This is a genomic window from Zestomonas insulae (assembly GCF_016901015.1).
Classification (GTDB): Bacteria; Pseudomonadota; Gammaproteobacteria; order Pseudomonadales; family Pseudomonadaceae; genus Aquipseudomonas; species Aquipseudomonas insulae.
The window spans coordinates 460,092-476,080 of record NZ_JAFEUP010000004.1 but is presented as its reverse complement, the minus strand read 5'-3'; the positions used below and the strand labels follow the sequence as shown (position 1 = coordinate 476,080).

Below are 15,989 nucleotides of genomic sequence, written 5' to 3'. Positions count from 1 at the left end.
CGACCGCTGCATCTGAACCCCGCGCGTCGGCCGACGGTCTACCGCAACGATTTCAGGGAGGATGCCCGTGACCGTTTCCCGCTTGATCACCGCGCTCGGCGCACTTTGTCTCGCCGCTGATGCCGGCGCCCGCGACTACCACTACAGCGACGCGCACCTGCATTACGTCGACTTCTTCCAGGAAAGCGCCGGCATGCCGGCGCTGCTGGCGGCGATGGCGGACAACCGCGTCGATCATGTGATGATCTCCGGCATACCGGTGGCCAAGAAGTGGCACGAGGACGAGCCCAAGCGTCCGCGCTACTACGCCGGCGACGACGCGGCGGCCTACTGGTACAGCGCCACGGACGTGTTCGTCGCCGCGGCGGTCAAGCAGCTGCCGGCTGCGCAGCGCCGCTACCTTCACCCGTTCCTGTCCGGCTTCAATCCCAACGACAAGAACTCCGATGCGCACATCCGCCGCATGCTCGACCTCGATCCGGGCCTTTGGCAGGGGATCGGCGAAGTGTTCACCCGCCACGACGATCTCACCTCGCTGATCGAAGGCAGCACGCCGCGCGCCAACAACGAGGCGATGACGCGCATCTACCACCTGGCCGCCGAGTACGACCTGCCGGTGATGCTGCACGCCAACATCACCTCCAAGCGCGAGCGCAATCCGCTCTACCTGCAGGAGATCGAGGAGCCGCTGCGCAACCATCCGCATGTGCGCTTCATCTGGGCCCACGCCGGCACCAGCATGGAGATCCATCGCCACCAGCAGCGCCTGGAGTTCCTGCTGCCGACCCTGGAGCGCATGCTCGCGGCGTACCCGAACCTGTACATCGACCTGTCCTGGACGCTGGTACATCCCTACCTGCTCGACGCGCAGGGCAAGCCTGAGCCGCAGTGGCTGAAGCTGGTGGAGCGCTTCCCCGAGCGCTTCATGGTCGGCTCGGACGTGGTCGGCCGTTTTGACGGGGTCGGCGAGCAGTTGCACAGCTTCGACCCGTTTCTCGATGCACTGCCGGCCGAGGTCGCGCGAAAGGTGGCGCGCGACAACTTCCTCGGGGTGCTGCCACGCAAGGTGCAGGAACAGTTGGGCAAAAATTAAGCCTGTCATCAGACTGTCACGCAGCGGTCATAGCCTCGCGCCATCCCCAAACAAGGAGCGCGAAATGCCGTACATCCGTATCACTGCGTTGGCCAGCCTGCTGTTGCTGACTCACCTGGCCCAGGCCGAAGTCCGTGTCGACGGGCCGGTGGAGCACGGCGTGTTCGTCAGCGAAGCGAAAGACCTCAAGCCCGGCGAGCGGGTGCTGACCAACAGCCATCAGCAGATCGACACCACCACCGAAATTCCCGCCCGCCTGGGTACCAAGTTCGGCCTGCGCTTCAGCCTGAGCGGTAAGCGCCTCGACGACACGCCGCTGACCCTGCTGTACCTGACCCCTGGCGTGACCGGCCCGGACGGCAAGCGCCAGGACAAGTTCGAGGTGCTGCAGAAGCTGGTGGTCGGCGCGCCGCAGGACATCATGGCCTTCGAGTTCACCGAGCCCTACGAGATGGTGCCGGGCGAGTGGCACTTCCTGGTGTTCCAGGGCGACCGCAAGCTGGCCGAGCAGCGCTTCACCGTGCGCTGAACTGTCGCGGTCGCGGACCGCGACTTTACGCCGCTGGATTCTCTGAAACAGCCGATTTAGAGCCAATCGATATTGGCGAGCCGGATGCTGTATCGCTGACTATTCTCATGACTGTACCGGTGCAATTTGCATCAATTTATGTACTGTTACGGTCCAAAGATCAGGGAGCGTCCGGCATGACCAATCTGTTGCTCTATCAGCGCATTTCCCAGCAACTCGCGGAAGACATTCGGCGCGGCGTCTACCAGCCGGGCGAGCGGGTGCCGTCGGTGCGCAAGATGAGCCAGCAGCTCAACGTCAGCCACGCCACCGTGCTGCAGGCCTACGCCAACCTGGAAGACCAGGGCCTGATCCGCGCGCGGCCGCAGTCCGGCTTCTATGTGCACCAGACCCCCGCGCTGACCGCGCCGACGCCGGACATCGCCCGCGTCGAGCGTCCCGGCCTGGTCACCCGCAGCAGCATCATCAACCAGGTGCTCACCGAGTCGCGTCGCGAAGGGGTGTTCCCGCTCGGCGCCGCGGTACCGCATGTGGATTACCTGCCGGTGCGCGCGCTGCACCAGCAGTTGGCCAAGGTCACCCGCTTTCACAGCCCGCGGGCGTTCAGCTACATGTTCAGCCCCGGCTTCGAGCCGCTGCGCCGCCAAGTGGCGATCCGCATGCGTGATGCCGGCGTGGTGGTCGATCCCAATGAAGTGGTGATCACCCACGGCTGCGTCGACGCGCTGCAGATGTCGCTGCGCGTGCTGACCAAGCCTGGTGACCTAATTGCTGCCGAGTCGCCGACCTATTACGGCCTGCTGCAGCTTGCCGATCTGCTCGGTCTCAAGGTCATCGAGATTCCCAGCGACCCAACCACCGGGATCAGCCTGGAGGCCTTCCAGCTGGCCGCCAGCCAGTGGCCGATCAAGACCCTGGTACTCACCGCGCGCGCCTCCAACCCGCTCGGCGGCACCATTCCCGAGGACCGTCAGAAGCAGCTGCTGCGCCTGGCAAAGGACTTTGACATCCAGATCATCGAGGACGATATCTACGGCGAGCTGATGTTCGAGCAAGGCCCGGCCAAGGCGCTCAAGTCGCAGGACCGCGAGGGGCGGGTGGTGTACTGCTCGAGCTTCTCCAAGACCCTGTCGCCGGGCGTGCGCATCGGCTGGGTGATCGCCGGCAAGTACCAGGCGGAAATTCAGCGCCTGCAGACTTTCAGCACCCACTCGGCGTGCAGCGTCACGCAGATGGCGGTGGCGGCCTACCTGGAGAACGGCGGCTACGACCGCCACCTGCGCTACATCCGCCAGGAGTACCGGAAGAACCTCACCGCCTTCCAGCTGGCGGTGCAGAAGTACTTCCCCGAGGGCACGCAGATCACCCGGCCGAAGGGTGGTTTCATCTTCTGGGTCAGCCTGCCGGCGCGGGTCAACACCAAGGAGCTACACATGCGCGCGCTGGAGCAGGGCATCAGCATCGCGCCGGGGCTGATCTTCAGTAACACCGAGCAGTTCAACCACTGCATCCGCCTGAACTGCGGCATGCCGTGGAACCGCGAGGCCGAGCGCGCGTTGATGACCCTCGGCATGCTCGCCGGCCAGCTGTGCCAGGACGCGGTGGCGCTGTAACGTGCCGCCGGCGTTTTTTCGCCGCGTTTAACCCGTCTCGATGCCGGCCTGCGTCCACTGGAGCGAATGGATCATTCGTCCCAGGAGAGACGCCATGCGCCCACTGTCCGTCCCTGTCCGTACCCCGTTGCTCGGCAGCCTGTTGCTGAGCCTGGTCGCCTGCAACGCCGCGGCGCCCGAAGCGCCGCAGAGCCAGACGGCGCCGCCGCTGGAGGAGGAGCGCGTCGAGCCGCGCGTCGCGGCCAAGGCCAGTGCCGTATACAGCGTCGAGCGCGCCATGGCCCCGGCGCTGCAAGGCCTGCCGGCACCGCTGGCCGACGCCACTCAGCCGTACTATCGCGACGCCGGTCGCGAGCAGTACCAGCAGCTCGCCGACAACCCGGTGCACGCAGTCGCCGAGGCACCGGTCTCGACCTTCAGCATCGACGTCGACACCGGCGGCTACGCCAATGTGCGGCGCTTCCTCGACAGCGGTCGCCTGCCGCCGGCGGAGGCGGTGCGTCTGGAGGAACTGGTCAATTACTTCCCCTATGCCTACCCGCAGCCGCAGGGCGACGTGCCGTTCGGTATCGGCACCGAGCTGGCGGTGACGCCCTGGAACCCGCAGACCCGCCTGTTGCGCGTGGCGATCAAGGCCTCCGAGCGCGCGCTGGCGCAGCTGCCACCGGCCAACCTGGTGTTCCTGGTCGACGTCTCCGGCTCGATGGAGCGCCCCGACGGCCTGCCGCTGGTGCAGGGCACCCTGAAGCTGCTGGTCGACCAGCTGCGCGCCGAGGACAAGGTGTCGCTGGTGGTCTACGCCGGCGAGTCGCGGGTGGTGCTCGAACCGACCTCCGGGCGCGACAAGGCGAAGATCCGCGCCGCCATCGAACAGCTCCAGGCCGGTGGCTCCACGGCCGGCGAATCGGGCATCCAGCTGGCCTACCAGCAGGCGCAGCAGGGCTTCATCGCCGGTGGCATCAACCGCATCCTGCTGGCCACCGACGGCGACTTCAACGTCGGCATCAGTGACTTCGACAGCCTGCGCCAGCTGGCGGCGGACAAGCGCCAGAGCGGCGTGTCGCTGACCACCCTGGGGTTCGGCACCGACAACTACAACGAGCGCCTGATGGAACAGTTGGCTGACGCCGGCGATGGCAACTACGCCTACATCGACAACCTGCGCGAGGCGCGCAAGGTGCTGGTCGAGCAGCTCAGTTCGACGCTGGCCACCGTGGCCAAGGACGTCAAGCTGCAGGTCGAGTTCAACCCGGCCCAGGTCAGCGAGTACCGCCTGCTCGGCTACGAGAACCGCCAGCTCAAGCGTGAGGATTTCAGCAACGACAAGGTCGATGCCGGCGAGATCGGCGCCGGGCACACGGTCACCGCGCTCTACGAGATCGTGCCGGTGGGCGCCAAGGGCTGGCTGGAGCCATTGCGCTACCAGAGACAGGCGACCAGCGCCGATCGCCCTGAGGAACTGGCCTGGCTGCGCATTCGCTACAAGGGCGCGCAGGGCGGCAGCAGCCGGCTGCTCGAGGTGCCGATCGAGGCCGCCAGCGTGCCGCCGATCGCCGCAGCCAGCGAGGACCTGCGCTTCGCCGCCGCGGTGGCGGCGTTCGCCCAGCAGCTCAAGGGCGGCCAGTACACCGGCGACTTCACGATCCGCGACAGCGTCGCGCTGGCCCGAGGCGCGCGCGGCGAGGACCGCTTCGGCCTGCGCGGCGAGTTCGTCCAGCTAGCCGAACTGGCGAGCAGCCTGCACACTGCGCAGCCATCCCCACCCACCACTGCCAGGGCCGATTGAGCGTGACTGTCACCGCCACCGACCACTTGCCGGGCGACGCCGAGCTACTGCGTCGCTACCGGCGCGGCGACGCCGAGGCCTTTGCCGCGCTGTACGCGCGCCATCGCCTCGGCCTGTTCCGTTTTCTCTGCGGCCTGTGCGGCGATCCTGCGCTGGCCGAAGAGGTGTTCCAGGACACCTGGCTGAGCCTGATTCGCAGCCAGAGCGAGCAGCGCGAAGCGGTGCAGTTCAAGACCTGGCTGTACCAGATCGCACGCAATCGGCTGATCGACCACTGGCGCAAGTCCGGCCGCCATCAGGCGCTGCACGACGAGTACGACGAGCAGCAGCACGGCGCTGCCGATGGCGCGCCGACCCCGGAGCAGGCGCTGGGCCTCAGCCAGGATCGCGAGCGCCTGCAAGCGGCGCTGGACGACCTGCCCAGCGAGCAGCGCGAAGTGTTCCTGCTGCGCGCCCATGGCGATCTCGAACTGGGGGAAATCGCCGAACTGACCCAGACCCCGGCGGAAACCGTGAAGAGCCGGTTGCGCTACGCCGTGCAGAAATTGCGTCGGCTGCTCGCCGATCCGACCGCCGCCGAGGAGGTATCCGCATGACCACGCCCCGCCAGCCGGGTCTCGATCCCGAACTCGAGCAGCACTACCGTCGCCACAGCCTGGACGTGCCCTCGGCCGCCCTCGATGCGCGCATCCTCGCCGCGGCACGTGCCGCCTGTCCGCCGGCTCCGCTGTCGCGCCTGCAACGCCTGAAACGCTGGCTGGCTGCCGGCGGTGCGCAGCCGCGCTGGTCGCTGGCGCTGGCCGGCTTCGCCTGCCTCGGCATTGGCCTGAGCTTGACCTGGCGCAGCATCGAACAGGCGCCGGTGGCTTACGATGCTCCTGCACCGGCGGTAATGAGCGCCCCGACGCCACCGGCCAAGATGGCGGCAGCGCCCGCGCCGCTCGCCGAGGAGGCCAAGCGCAGCGCGTCGGCGTCCGCGACCTTCGCCCGCGAGCAGGCCGAGTCGGCACCATTGGCCGATGCGCTGCCGGCGGAGCGTGTGGCGAAAGCCAAGGCCGCTGCGGCGAGCGAACCGCAGGCCAGCCTGCGTCGCTTGCAGGAGCTGCAACGCAGCGGCCAGGCGGATGCGGCACAGCGGCTGCGTGAACAACTGCGGCGCGATTTCCCGCAACTGGACATCGACGCTGAGCTGCAGCGGCTGAACGCCGCGCCTTGACCGGCTTGTCAGCTTTGGCTCGGCGCGCGAGCATAGGCGGTACCTGTTTTTGGTGATGATCGACATGAACCGGATTGGCTGTTTGAGTCTTGGGTTGGCGCTCGCGCTGTTGGGCGCGTGCGGCGACAGCGAGCCTCCCATTCCCAAGGCACCCCCCAGTGCGCCGGTGCCCAAGCCGCCGGCCGTGCAGCCGGCCGAGAGCAAGACCCCGCCGCCGGTGGTCAAGGCCAAGCCGACCCCGCCCAAGCTGGAGGTGTCCGTCGCCCCGGCGCTGCCAGCCGTAACGTCTTCGAGCCAGGCGCCGGCTGCCGAGAAGAAGCCCGAGCTGGTGATCAAGACCGCGCCGGCCAAGGTCGAGGAGGCCAAGGTGCCGAAGGCCAAGCTCGACCTGCGCCTGCCCAAGGACCTGGTCGAGGACCTCAAGCCGGAAGAGCCACTGCCGGATGCCGACAAACCGCTGCTGCCGCAGCTGTTCGCACCCAAGCCGAGCGGCCCGAGCCCCTATCAGCTCAGCGGCAAGCTGATCACCAATGACCGCGCCCAGCAGGGCCAGGACTACTGGGACACGGTCGAAGGCGCGCAGCTGCAGATCGAGATCAAGCAGTAGCCTGCTTCGCCATCGACTCGCATTTCCCTCAGGCAAAAAAAAGCCGGCCAAGGCCGGCATGAGGGAAGTCGTGGTCAGAACGCGTAGTCGCCGCGCTGGATGGTCCAGTACAGCGATTCGTCGAGGGCGACGAACGCCGTGCTGCCGGGCAGGCGGACGAACAGCGGATCGCCGGCCACCTGCGGGTCGAAGGCAACCTTCTTCAGATCAGCTTTCTTGTACTTGAAGGTCCCGGTGGTCTCGACCTGGGCGAGCAGGCGCACGAACAGCGGCACCGCGTAGGCCGGCAGCTCGCGATCGAGGTGAGCGGCGAGGGCGCTGAAGTCGAGCGTGGCGCCCTCGCTCAGGCGCAATGCGGCCATTCCGCAGCGGCCGTTGGTACCGGCGATCTCCACCCCGTAAACCACCGCGTCCTCGACGCCGGGGTAGGCGGCCAGGACGTTCTCCACCTCGGTGGTAGAGACGTTCTCACCCTTCCAGCGGAAGGTATCGCCGAGGCGGTCGACGAACTGCGCGTGCTTGAAGCCGATGTCGCGCATCAGGTCGCCGGTGTTGAACCAGGCATCACCCTTCTTGAACACGTTGCGGAAGATCGCCGCCTCGCTCTTGCTCGGGTCGGTGTAGCCGTCGAACGGCCACTTGTCGGTGATCTCGCTGATCAGCAGGCCCGGCTCCCCCTTGTTGACCTTGGCCATGAAACCCTTCGCATCGCGCACCGGGCGATCGGCGTCCAGGTCATAGCGGACGATGGCGTAGGGCGCCGGCGAAAAGCCCACCGTGTTGTCGAAGTTGAACACGTTGGTGAAGCCGATGTTGCCCTCGCTGGAGGCGTAGAACTCCATGACCCGCTCGATGCCGAAGCGCGCCTTGAAGTCGTTCCAGATCGACGGGCGCAGGCCATTGCCGATCATGCAGGTGAGGGTATTGCCGCGTTCCTCGCTACATTCGGGGTGATTGAGCAGGTAACGGCACAGTTCGCCGATGTAGCCGAAGCACGTGGCGCGGTACTCGGCGACGTCCTTCCAGAACGCGCTGACCGAGAACTTACGGCGCAGGGCGATGGCCGCGCCACCGGCCAGCGCGGCGCTCCAGCACACGGTCACGGCGTTGTTGTGGTAGCAGGGGAGCGTCAGGTAGAGCACGTCGTCGGCGTTCAGGCCGAGACCGGAGTGGCCGAAGCCGCCATAGGCCTTGATCCACTTGCCGTGACTGAGGATCGACGCCTTGGGCAACCCGGTGGTGCCGGAGGTGTAGATCAGGAAGCAGGCGTCCTTCATGCGCACTTGGGCGCTGCTCGGCAGGTTGCCGTCGGCCAGCCCGCGCGCGAGCAGGGCAAGGTTCTGCCAGCCGGCTGGCGGGGTGCCGGCATCGGCCAGGGTGTCGCCGTCGGCCAGCCAGTAGCAGTGGCGCTGGGCGTTCTCGACCTCGGCGCGGACGCCGTCGAATACCGCCTGCAGTTCTTCGCCGACCACGAAATGGCTGGGTTTGACCAGGTTCAGGCTGTGGGTGAGCACGTTGCCGCGCTGGGTGGTGTTAATCAGCGCGCCGGCCGCGCCGAGCTTGGCCAGCGCAGCGAGCACGGCGAGGATTTCCAGGCGGTTCTCGAGCATCACCGCGACCACACTGCCGTGCTGCACGCCCTTGGCGTACAGGGCACGCGCCAGGCGGTTGGCCCAGGCGTTGAAGGCGGCGTAGCTGAGGCGCCGCTGCTCCTGGATGACCGCCGGGTTGTCCGGGTAACGCTGCGCGGCGCGTTCCAGCGCCCAGGCCAGCGAGAGGTTCTTTTCGCGATTGCGCAGCCCGGCGTAGTACAGCCCACGCAGGGCCCGCGGCAGGCGGGCGAGGGCGGACGGCAGGCGGCCGAGGAAACGGGTGGTGGTGATCAGGTCGGCGTCGGACATGGCTCTCGCGCTTGTTGTTGTGGGCGATCTTGCCAGTAACGAATGTAACGATAACCCCTTTCCGAACCTATGGCCCTGCCGCGTACTAGATCGGGCAGATCGGCGAACTGGGTCCCCGCCTGCGCAGGGACGACGAGATGGCGGGATATTGCGGCGCTTGCTGTTTTGCTCCGTCATTCCCGCGAAGGCGGGAATTCAAGAGGGACAGGCGAGCGCAGCCCGGATGCAATCCAGGCGGGAGTAAGACGGGCTCCCCGAATTGCATCCGGGCTACGGAGTGATCGCTTGCAGCTCAGTCGAGGAACAGGTCGGTGGCCAACTTGCCGCCATTCGGATCGTAGCGGTAGTGCTCGAAGTCACTCACACCCTGTTCGGCGAGGATTTCGTCGTCGATCAGCAGGCGCCCGGTGATCGAGCGGCCCTCGCTGGAGAGGATGGCGTAGGCCGCGTCGGCCATGATTTCCGGTTTGCGTGCGTACTTGAACACGTCGCGGCCGCCCAGCTCGTACTCGATCGCCGCGGTGGCGATCACCGTGCGCGGCCACAGCGCGTTGACGCTGATGCCGTACTTCCGGAACTCGTCGCTCATGCCCAGGGTGAGCATGCTCATGCCGTACTTGGTGACGGTGTACGGGCCATGCTGGGCAAACCAGCGGCTGGCGAGGTTGAGCGGTGGCGACAGGCTGAGAATGTGGCCGTTGCCGCTCTGCTTGAGGTAGGGCAACGCCGCCTGGCTGCAGACCATTACCGCGCGGGTGTTGATCTGGAACATCAGGTCGAAGCGCTTCGGCTCGAGCTTCTCCACGCCGACCAGCTTGATCGCCCCGGCGTTGTTGACCAGCGCGTCGATCCCGCCGAAGTGCTCGGCGGCCTTGGCCATCGCCTCGCGCACGGCGTTCTCGTCGCGCACGTCGACCTGTAGGGCCAGCGCCTTGCCGCCGGCGGCCTCGACCTCCGCCGCCACGCTGTGGATGGTGCCTTCCAGTTTCGGATGCGGCTCGGCGCTCTTCGCGGCGATGACGATGTTGGCGCCGTCGCGCGCGGCGCGCAGGGCGATCTCGCGGCCGATGCCACGGCTGGCACCGGTGATGAACAGGGTTTTGCCTTGCAGGGACATGCGTGTTCTCCGTGTTTTGGCGTTGTTCGTAGGGTGGATGACGCTCTTTTCATCCACCGTGACGGTGTCCAGTGGATGGATAAAGGCCATCCGTTCTCCGGGTGGATTCCCTCACCCTAGCCCTCTGCCGGAGGGAGAGGGGACTGTTCGGTGGTGGTGGCGAGCACGGTGTTGCGAGTTGGCAGGTTTCCCCCCTCTCCCTACGGGAGAGGGTCGGGGTGAGGGGCGTACTCTCCCTTACACCCCAGGTTCTACCTCAAACCTCGGCTTCCACCTCGACCAACAACTGGCGGTTCTTCACCTGGTCGCCCTTGGTCACCTGGATGCGCCGGATCAGGCCGTCGACCCCGGCCTTGAGCGGGTGCTCCATCTTCATCGCCTCCAGCACGACGAGCAGCTGGCCCTTGCTGACCTTGTCGCCTTCGTTGACCAGCACCTCGACGATCGCGCCGTCCATCGGTGCCTTGACCGTGCCGGAGCTGGCCGCGTCCTGGCCGGCGACCGGCTCGTGGGTGACGTCATGCAGTTCCAGGTTGCCGTTGTGGCCGTACAGCCACAGCTGGGTGCCGTCCAGGCGGTAGGCGAGGCGGCGACGCACGCCGTCGACCACCAGAGTGGCCCAGCGGCCATCGGCGGCCAGCAGCTGCACGTCGAGGCGCTGCTCGCCGACCTGCGCCGCAAAGCGTGGCTGGGTGCCGCTGGCCGCCACGCTCAGCTCGACGGCGTGCTTCTGCTCGCCGTGGCGGAGGGTCAGGTGCAGCGGCGCGTTGCCGACGTTGCGCCAGCCGGACAGCCCACCCTGGTGCGCGCGGGCCAGCGCCGAGGCCTGGTAGAGCAGGGCTGCGGCGGCGGCCAGTTCGATGGCGGCCGGCGCTTGTGGACTCAGGCTCGGGTCGTCGGCGAAGTGTTCGCCGATAAACGCGGTGGTCGCCTGGCCGGCGGCGAACTGCGGATGGGCCAGCAGGTTGGCGAGGAAGCGCTGGTTGCCGTTGACGCCAAGCAGCACGCAATCCTCCACCGCGCGTACCAGCTTGCGCCGCGCCTCGTCGCGGGTCGCGCCGTAGGCGATGACCTTGGCCAGCATCGGGTCGTAGAACGGCGTCACCGCCTGGCCCTCGACCAGGCCGTGGTCGATGCGGATGCCGTCGAGCAGTGCCGGCTCCCAACGCAGCACAGCGCCGGTCTGCGGCAGGAAGTTGCGCGCGCTGTCTTCGGCGTACAGGCGCACTTCGATGGCGTGGCCGGTCAGGCGAATGTCGTCCTGCTGGAGCGGCAGCGGTTGGCCTTCGGCGACGTGGATCTGCCAGGCCACCAGGTCCTGGCCGGTGATCAGCTCGGTGACCGGGTGCTCGACCTGCAGGCGGGTGTTCATTTCCAGGAAGTAGAAGGTGCCGCTGGCGTCGAGGAGGAACTCCACCGTGCCGGCGCCAACGTAATTGACCGTCGCCGCGGCTTTCACCGCCGCTTCACCCATGGCCTGACGCAGCTCGGGCGTCATCACCGGGCAGGGCGCTTCTTCGATGACTTTCTGGTGGCGGCGCTGCACCGAGCAGTCGCGTTCGCCGAGGTAGACAATGTTGCCGTGCTGGTCGCCGAACACCTGGATTTCCACGTGGCGCGGCTGGATCACCGCGCGTTCGAGGATCAGCTCGTCGGAGCCGAAGGCGTTCTGCGCCTCGGAGCGCGCGGTGCGCAGCTGCGCAGCCAGTTCGCTGGCTTCGTGGACCAGGCGCATGCCGCGTCCGCCGCCGCCGGCGCTGGCTTTGATCATCAGTGGGTAGCCGATGCGCTGCGCCTCGCGGGTCAGCGTCTCGTCGTCCTGGCCGGCGCCTTCGTAGCCGGGGATGCACGGCACGCCGGCCTCGAGCATGGCGATCTTCGACAGCCGCTTGCTGCCCATCAGGTGAATGGCTTCCACGGTCGGGCCGATGAACACGATCCCCGCAGCCTCACAGGCGCGAGCGAACTCGGCGTTCTCGGAGAGGAAGCCGTAGCCGGGGTGGATGGCGTCGGCGCCGGTCTGCTGTGCCGCGGCGATGATCGCGTCGATCTTCAGGTAAGACTGGTTGACCTGCGCCGGGCCGATGCACACCGCCTCGTCGGCCAGCTGCACGTGGCGCGCGTCGGCGTCCGCCGCGCTGTACACCGCCACGCTGCGATAGCCCAGCGCGTGCGCGGTGCGGATCACCCGGCAGGCAATTTCGCCACGGTTGGCGATGAGGATCTTGTTGAATGCGGGCATGTGCTTTTTCTACTCCTGCCGTTCAAACCGCTGGGGTTCTGCGTACGGTGGATGTGCAAGGCGACATCCACCTACCTGCTGGGTCCCCGCCTGCGCGGGGATGACGGGTGCCTCGTCATTCCCGCGTAGGCGGGAATCCACTGCTGCATGGCTGATTCATTCGGCCCACTTCGGCGCGCGCTTCTGCACGAACGCCATGGTGCCCTCGGCGCCTTCCTCGCCGGTCACCGCCACGGCGAACAGTTCGGCGGCGTGGTCGAGCACGGCATCCAGAGGTTCGGTTTCGGTGGCCAGCAACAGCGCCTTGGTCGCCGCGTTGGCCTGCGGCGCGCAATGACGAACCTGCTCCAGTACCTGCGCCAGGCGCTGCGCGACAGCAGCGTCGTCGGCCTCGCAGAAGTGCACCAGGCCGAGGCGCTGGGCTTCCGCGCCGTCGAAGCGTGCGGCGGTCAGGGCCAGGCGTCGGGCCTGGGTCAGACCGATGCGCTTGGCCACGAACGGGGCGATCTGCGCCGGCAGGATGCCCAGGGTGGTTTCCGGCATGCCGAACTTGGCGGCACTGTGGGCGATGGCGATGTCGGAGACACAGGCCAGGCCGAAGCCGCCGCCGAGCACCGCGCCTTCCAGCACGGCGACCAGCACCAGCGGCACGGCCTGCGCCTCTTCCAGCAGACTGCCGAAGGCGCGGTTGAGTTCGCGGTAGGCGTCAACACCCTTGGTCCGGGCGCCGGCCATGTCCTTGATGTCGCCACCGGCGCAGAAGTGCCCGGCGGCGCCGCGCAGCACCAGGGCGCGCACGCTCTGCTCGCTGGTCACCGCGGCGAGCACCGCGCGCAGTTCCTGGACCATCGCCAGGCTCATGGCGTTGCGGCTGTCCGGACGGTTAAGGGTGACGTGCAGCACGCCGCCTTCGAGGTTCAGCAGCAGGCTTTCGGTATTCGGTAGTTGCATGGTCGCTACCTGTGTCTCGTTGTTGGAGCGAATTCATTCGCGATGGCGGTCAGGCTCTATCGCGAATGAATTCGCTCCCACAGTTCGTGGTGAGCGTTCCCACGCGTGGCGTGGGAACCAGCGGGGCTGATCAGTCCTTCTTCTTGCCCGGCAGGATGCCCATCAGCTTGCAGATGATGCCGAGCATGATTTCGTCCGCGCCGCCGCCGATGGAGACCAGGCGGGTGTCGCGGTAGGCGCGGGACACGTGGTTGTCCCACATGAAGCCCATGCCGCCCCAGTACTGCAGGCAGGCGTCGGTGACTTCGCGGCCAAGGCGGCCGGCCTTGAGCTTGGCCATCGAGGCGAGGCGGGTGACGTCCTTGCCGCGCACGTACATTTCGGTGGCCTGGTAGACCAGCGCGCGCAGCGCTTCGACCTCGGTCTGCAGCTCGGCCAGGCGGAAGTGGATGACCTGGTTGTCGATCAGCGCGTTACCGAAGGTCTTGCGCTCCTTGCAGTAGTCGATGGTCACGTCGATGCACTGCTCCAGGCCCTTGATCATGTTGGCCGCGCCGAACAGGCGCTCTTCCTGGAACTGCAGCATCTGCATCATGAAGCCGGCGCCTTCGTGGCCGATGCGGTTGCGCTGCGGCACACGGACGTTGTCGAAGAACACCTGGGCAGTCTCCGAGCTGCGCATGCCGAGCTTGTCGAGGTGCGGGCTGAGGGTGATGCCTGGGGTCTTCATCGGCACCATGATCAATGACTTGTTGACGTGCGGCTTGTCGTCCGAGGTGTTGGCCAGCAGGCACATCCAGTCGGCCGACGGCGAGTTGGTGATCCACATCTTGCTGCCGTTGATCACGTAGTCGTCGCCGTCCTTGCGGGCGGTGGTCTTCAGCCCGGCGACGTCGGAGCCGGCGCCGACTTCGGAGACGCCGATGCAGCCGACCATGTCGCCGGCGATGGCCGGACGCAGGAACTCGTCGCGCAGCTCATCGGAGCCGAAGCGGGCGAGGGCCGGGGTGCACATGTCGGTCTGCACGCCGATCGACATCGGGATGCCGCCGCAGGTGATGGTGCCGAACTCTTCGGCGGCGACGATCGAGTAGCTGTAGTCGAGGCCCATGCCACCGAATTTCTCCGGCTTGGAAATGCCCAGCAGACCGAGGTCGCCGGCCTTCTTGAAGATGTCGTGGATCGGGAAGCGGCCTTCCTTCTCCCATTGGTCGACGTGCGGGTTGATTTCCTTGGCGACGAAATCACGGACCGTCTTGCGCAGCGCTTCGTGTTCGGGGGTGAAGATCATTGTTGTTGGTCTCCGCTGAGGGTTAGAGGCGTGCCACGCCGAATCGGTTGGTCTTCAGAGGCCGCACTGCGGCCTCGGCACAGATGTCGAGGAGGTAGCCGAGCAGCTTGCGCGTGTCGCGCGGGTCGATCAGGCCGTCGTCCCACAGGCTGGCGGTGCCGTACAGCGCGGTGGACGAGCTGTCGAGCTTCTGCGCGGTCATTTGCTCGAGCATGTCGAGCATCTTCGGGTCAGCTTCTTTGCCTTCCTTCGCGTGCTTTTCCTCGGTGACGATGCGCAGCACCTTGCCGGCCTGCGCGCCGCCCATCACTGCGGTCTTGCTGTTCGGCCAGGCGAAGATAAAGCGCGGGTCGAGGCCGCGGCCGCACATCGCGTAGTTGCCGGCGCCGTAGGAGCCGCCGACGACGATGGTCAGCTTAGGCACCGTGGCGTTGGCCACTGCCTGGATCATCTTCGAGCCGTGCTTGATCACGCCCTGCTGTTCCGACTCGGTGCCGACCATGAAGCCGGTGGTGTTGTGGAAGAACAGTATCGGCGTGTTGCTCTGCTCGCAGAGCTGGATGAACTGCGCCGCCTTGGCCGCGCCCTGCGGGGTGATCGGCCCGTTGTTGCCGATGAAGCCGCACGGCTGGCCTTCGATCTGCAGGTGGCCGCACACCGTCTGGCTGTCGAACTCGTTCTTGAAGTCGAGGAACTCCGAGCCGTCGGCAATGCGCGCGATGATCTCGCGCACGTCGTAGGGTTTCTTGGCGTCGGCCGGCACCACACCAAGCAGCTCCTCGGCCGGGTACAGCGGATCCTTGAAGCTGCGCGGCGGGTGCGGTGGCAGCTGCGCGTTCCACGGCAGCATGGCGAGGATCTCGCGGGCCAGACGCACGCCATCGGCGTCGTTCTCGGCCAGGTACTCGGCGGTGCCGGCGATCTGCGCGTGCATCTCGGCGCCGCCCAGTTGCTCATCGGTGGCCACTTCGCCGGTGGCGGCCTTCAGCAGCGGCGGGCCGGCGAGGAACATCTTGGCCTTGCCGCGCACCACCACCACGTAGTCGGACAGCCCCGGCTGGTAGGCCCCGCCAGCGGTGGACGAGCCGTGCACCACGGTGATCTGCGGCAGGCCCATGGCCGACATGCGCGCCTGGTTGGCGAAGCCGCGCGCGCCTTCGACGAAAATGTCCGCCGCGTAGGTGAGGTTGGCGCCGCCGCTCTCGGCCAGGGTAATCAGCGGCAGCTTGTTCTCGAAGGCGATTTGCTGCAGGCGCAGGACCTTCTTCAAGCCGAACGGGGCGATGGTGCCGCCCTTGATCGCGCTGTTGTTGGCGACCACCAGGCAGCGCACCCCGGCGACGTAGCCGATGCCGGCGATCAGGCCGCCGCCGGCCAGGGTGCCGTCCTTGTCGTCATGGAACTTGTAGCCGGCCAGCGAGCACAGCTCGAGGAACGGCGCGCCGGCGTCGAGCAGCAGGTTGAGGCGTTCGCGCGGCAGCAGCTGGCCGCGTTTGACGAACTTCGGCTTGGCCTCGGCGGCCTTGTCGAGCACCTTCTGCTCGACCTCGCGGAAGCTGGCGACGGCGGCGAGCATGGCTTCACGGTTCTGCGCGAAGAGCTCGCCATGCACGTCCAGTTCGGATTGGATCACCGGCATTGCC

The 15,989-nt window shown here is 67.0% G+C and carries 13 protein-coding genes; 7 read left to right on the top strand and 6 right to left on the bottom strand.

Annotated elements, in window-relative coordinates; genetic code table 11:
* The first annotated feature begins 61 nt into the window (after window positions 1–61).
* The 7 genes from JQX08_RS15525 (at window position 62) to JQX08_RS15495 (ending at window position 6,844) form a co-directional block, all read left to right on the top strand.
* A complete protein-coding gene (locus JQX08_RS15525; protein WP_205349300.1) occupies window positions 62–1,093 on the top strand; it encodes an amidohydrolase family protein in 1,032 nt (343 codons plus the stop codon).
* 64 nt (window positions 1,094–1,157) lie between these two features.
* A complete protein-coding gene (locus JQX08_RS15520; protein ID WP_205349299.1) occupies window positions 1,158–1,622 on the top strand; it encodes a DUF3859 domain-containing protein in 465 nt (154 codons plus the stop codon).
* Between the two features lie 176 nt (window positions 1,623–1,798).
* The gene (locus JQX08_RS15515) at window positions 1,799–3,235 is read left to right on the top strand and encodes an aminotransferase-like domain-containing protein (protein ID WP_205349298.1); all 1,437 of its coding nucleotides are present in this window, start codon (window positions 1,799–1,801) and stop codon (window positions 3,233–3,235) included.
* A 94-nt stretch (window positions 3,236–3,329) separates the two neighbouring features.
* Window positions 3,330–5,021 carry a vWA domain-containing protein gene (locus tag JQX08_RS15510; RefSeq protein ID WP_205349297.1) on the top strand — a complete coding sequence of 564 codons (1,692 nt, stop codon included), beginning with the start codon at window positions 3,330–3,332 and terminating at the stop codon, window positions 5,019–5,021.
* A gap of 2 nt (window positions 5,022–5,023) precedes the next feature.
* A complete protein-coding gene (locus JQX08_RS15505) occupies window positions 5,024–5,617 on the top strand; it encodes an RNA polymerase sigma factor (protein ID WP_205349296.1) in 594 nt (197 codons plus the stop codon).
* Window positions 5,614–6,237 (top strand): hypothetical protein, encoded by a 624-nt coding sequence (locus JQX08_RS15500; protein ID WP_205349295.1) that lies wholly within the window; start codon window positions 5,614–5,616, stop codon window positions 6,235–6,237. The genes JQX08_RS15505 and JQX08_RS15500 overlap by 4 nt, the downstream gene beginning before the upstream one ends.
* A 166-nt stretch (window positions 6,238–6,403) precedes the next feature.
* Window positions 6,404–6,844 carry a hypothetical protein gene (locus tag JQX08_RS15495; protein ID WP_205349294.1) on the top strand — a complete coding sequence of 147 codons (441 nt, stop codon included), beginning with the start codon at window positions 6,404–6,406 and terminating at the stop codon, window positions 6,842–6,844.
* A 74-nt stretch (window positions 6,845–6,918) separates the two neighbouring features.
* Here JQX08_RS15495 and JQX08_RS15490 read toward each other — a convergent pair whose 3' ends face one another.
* The 6 genes from JQX08_RS15490 to atuC form a co-directional block, all read right to left on the bottom strand.
* Window positions 6,919–8,745, bottom strand: a complete 1,827-nt coding sequence (locus JQX08_RS15490) for a long-chain-acyl-CoA synthetase (RefSeq protein WP_205349293.1) — start codon at window positions 8,743–8,745, stop codon at window positions 6,919–6,921.
* A gap of 292 nt (window positions 8,746–9,037) precedes the next feature.
* A complete protein-coding gene (locus JQX08_RS15485) occupies window positions 9,038–9,862 on the bottom strand; it encodes an SDR family oxidoreductase (protein ID WP_205349292.1) in 825 nt (274 codons plus the stop codon).
* Between the two features lie 256 nt (window positions 9,863–10,118).
* On the bottom strand, window positions 10,119–12,104 hold the full coding sequence (gene atuF, locus JQX08_RS15480; RefSeq protein ID WP_205349291.1) for a geranyl-CoA carboxylase subunit apha: 1,986 nt from the start codon (window positions 12,102–12,104) through the stop codon (window positions 10,119–10,121).
* 156 nt (window positions 12,105–12,260) lie between these two features.
* Window positions 12,261–13,055, bottom strand: coding sequence for an enoyl-CoA hydratase/isomerase family protein (locus JQX08_RS15475; RefSeq protein WP_205349290.1), 795 nt, complete (start codon window positions 13,053–13,055; stop codon window positions 12,261–12,263).
* Between the two features lie 130 nt (window positions 13,056–13,185).
* Window positions 13,186–14,346, bottom strand: a complete 1,161-nt coding sequence (gene atuD, locus JQX08_RS15470) for a citronellyl-CoA dehydrogenase (RefSeq protein ID WP_205349289.1) — start codon at window positions 14,344–14,346, stop codon at window positions 13,186–13,188.
* Between the two features lie 22 nt (window positions 14,347–14,368).
* Window positions 14,369–15,985 carry a geranyl-CoA carboxylase subunit beta gene (gene atuC / locus JQX08_RS15465; protein ID WP_205349288.1) on the bottom strand — a complete coding sequence of 539 codons (1,617 nt, stop codon included), beginning with the start codon at window positions 15,983–15,985 and terminating at the stop codon, window positions 14,369–14,371.
* Between the last annotated feature and the right edge of the window lie 4 nt (window positions 15,986–15,989).

Coding starts and splice junctions, on each gene's coding strand:
- JQX08_RS15525 (WP_205349300.1), top strand. CDS start 62: ATGCCCGTGACCGTTTCCCGCTTGATCACCGCGCTCGGCGCACTTTGT.
- JQX08_RS15520 (WP_205349299.1), top strand. CDS start 1,158: ATGCCGTACATCCGTATCACTGCGTTGGCCAGCCTGCTGTTGCTGACT.
- JQX08_RS15515 (WP_205349298.1), top strand. CDS start 1,799: ATGACCAATCTGTTGCTCTATCAGCGCATTTCCCAGCAACTCGCGGAA.
- JQX08_RS15510 (WP_205349297.1), top strand. CDS start 3,330: ATGCGCCCACTGTCCGTCCCTGTCCGTACCCCGTTGCTCGGCAGCCTG.
- JQX08_RS15500 (WP_205349295.1), top strand. CDS start 5,614: ATGACCACGCCCCGCCAGCCGGGTCTCGATCCCGAACTCGAGCAGCAC.
- JQX08_RS15490 (WP_205349293.1), bottom strand. CDS start 8,745: ATGTCCGACGCCGACCTGATCACCACCACCCGTTTCCTCGGCCGCCTG.
- JQX08_RS15485 (WP_205349292.1), bottom strand. CDS start 9,862: ATGTCCCTGCAAGGCAAAACCCTGTTCATCACCGGTGCCAGCCGTGGC.
- atuF (WP_205349291.1), bottom strand. CDS start 12,104: ATGCCCGCATTCAACAAGATCCTCATCGCCAACCGTGGCGAAATTGCC.
- JQX08_RS15475 (WP_205349290.1), bottom strand. CDS start 13,055: ATGCAACTACCGAATACCGAAAGCCTGCTGCTGAACCTCGAAGGCGGC.
- atuD (WP_205349289.1), bottom strand. CDS start 14,346: ATGATCTTCACCCCCGAACACGAAGCGCTGCGCAAGACGGTCCGTGAT.
- atuC (WP_205349288.1), bottom strand. CDS start 15,985: ATGCCGGTGATCCAATCCGAACTGGACGTGCATGGCGAGCTCTTCGCG.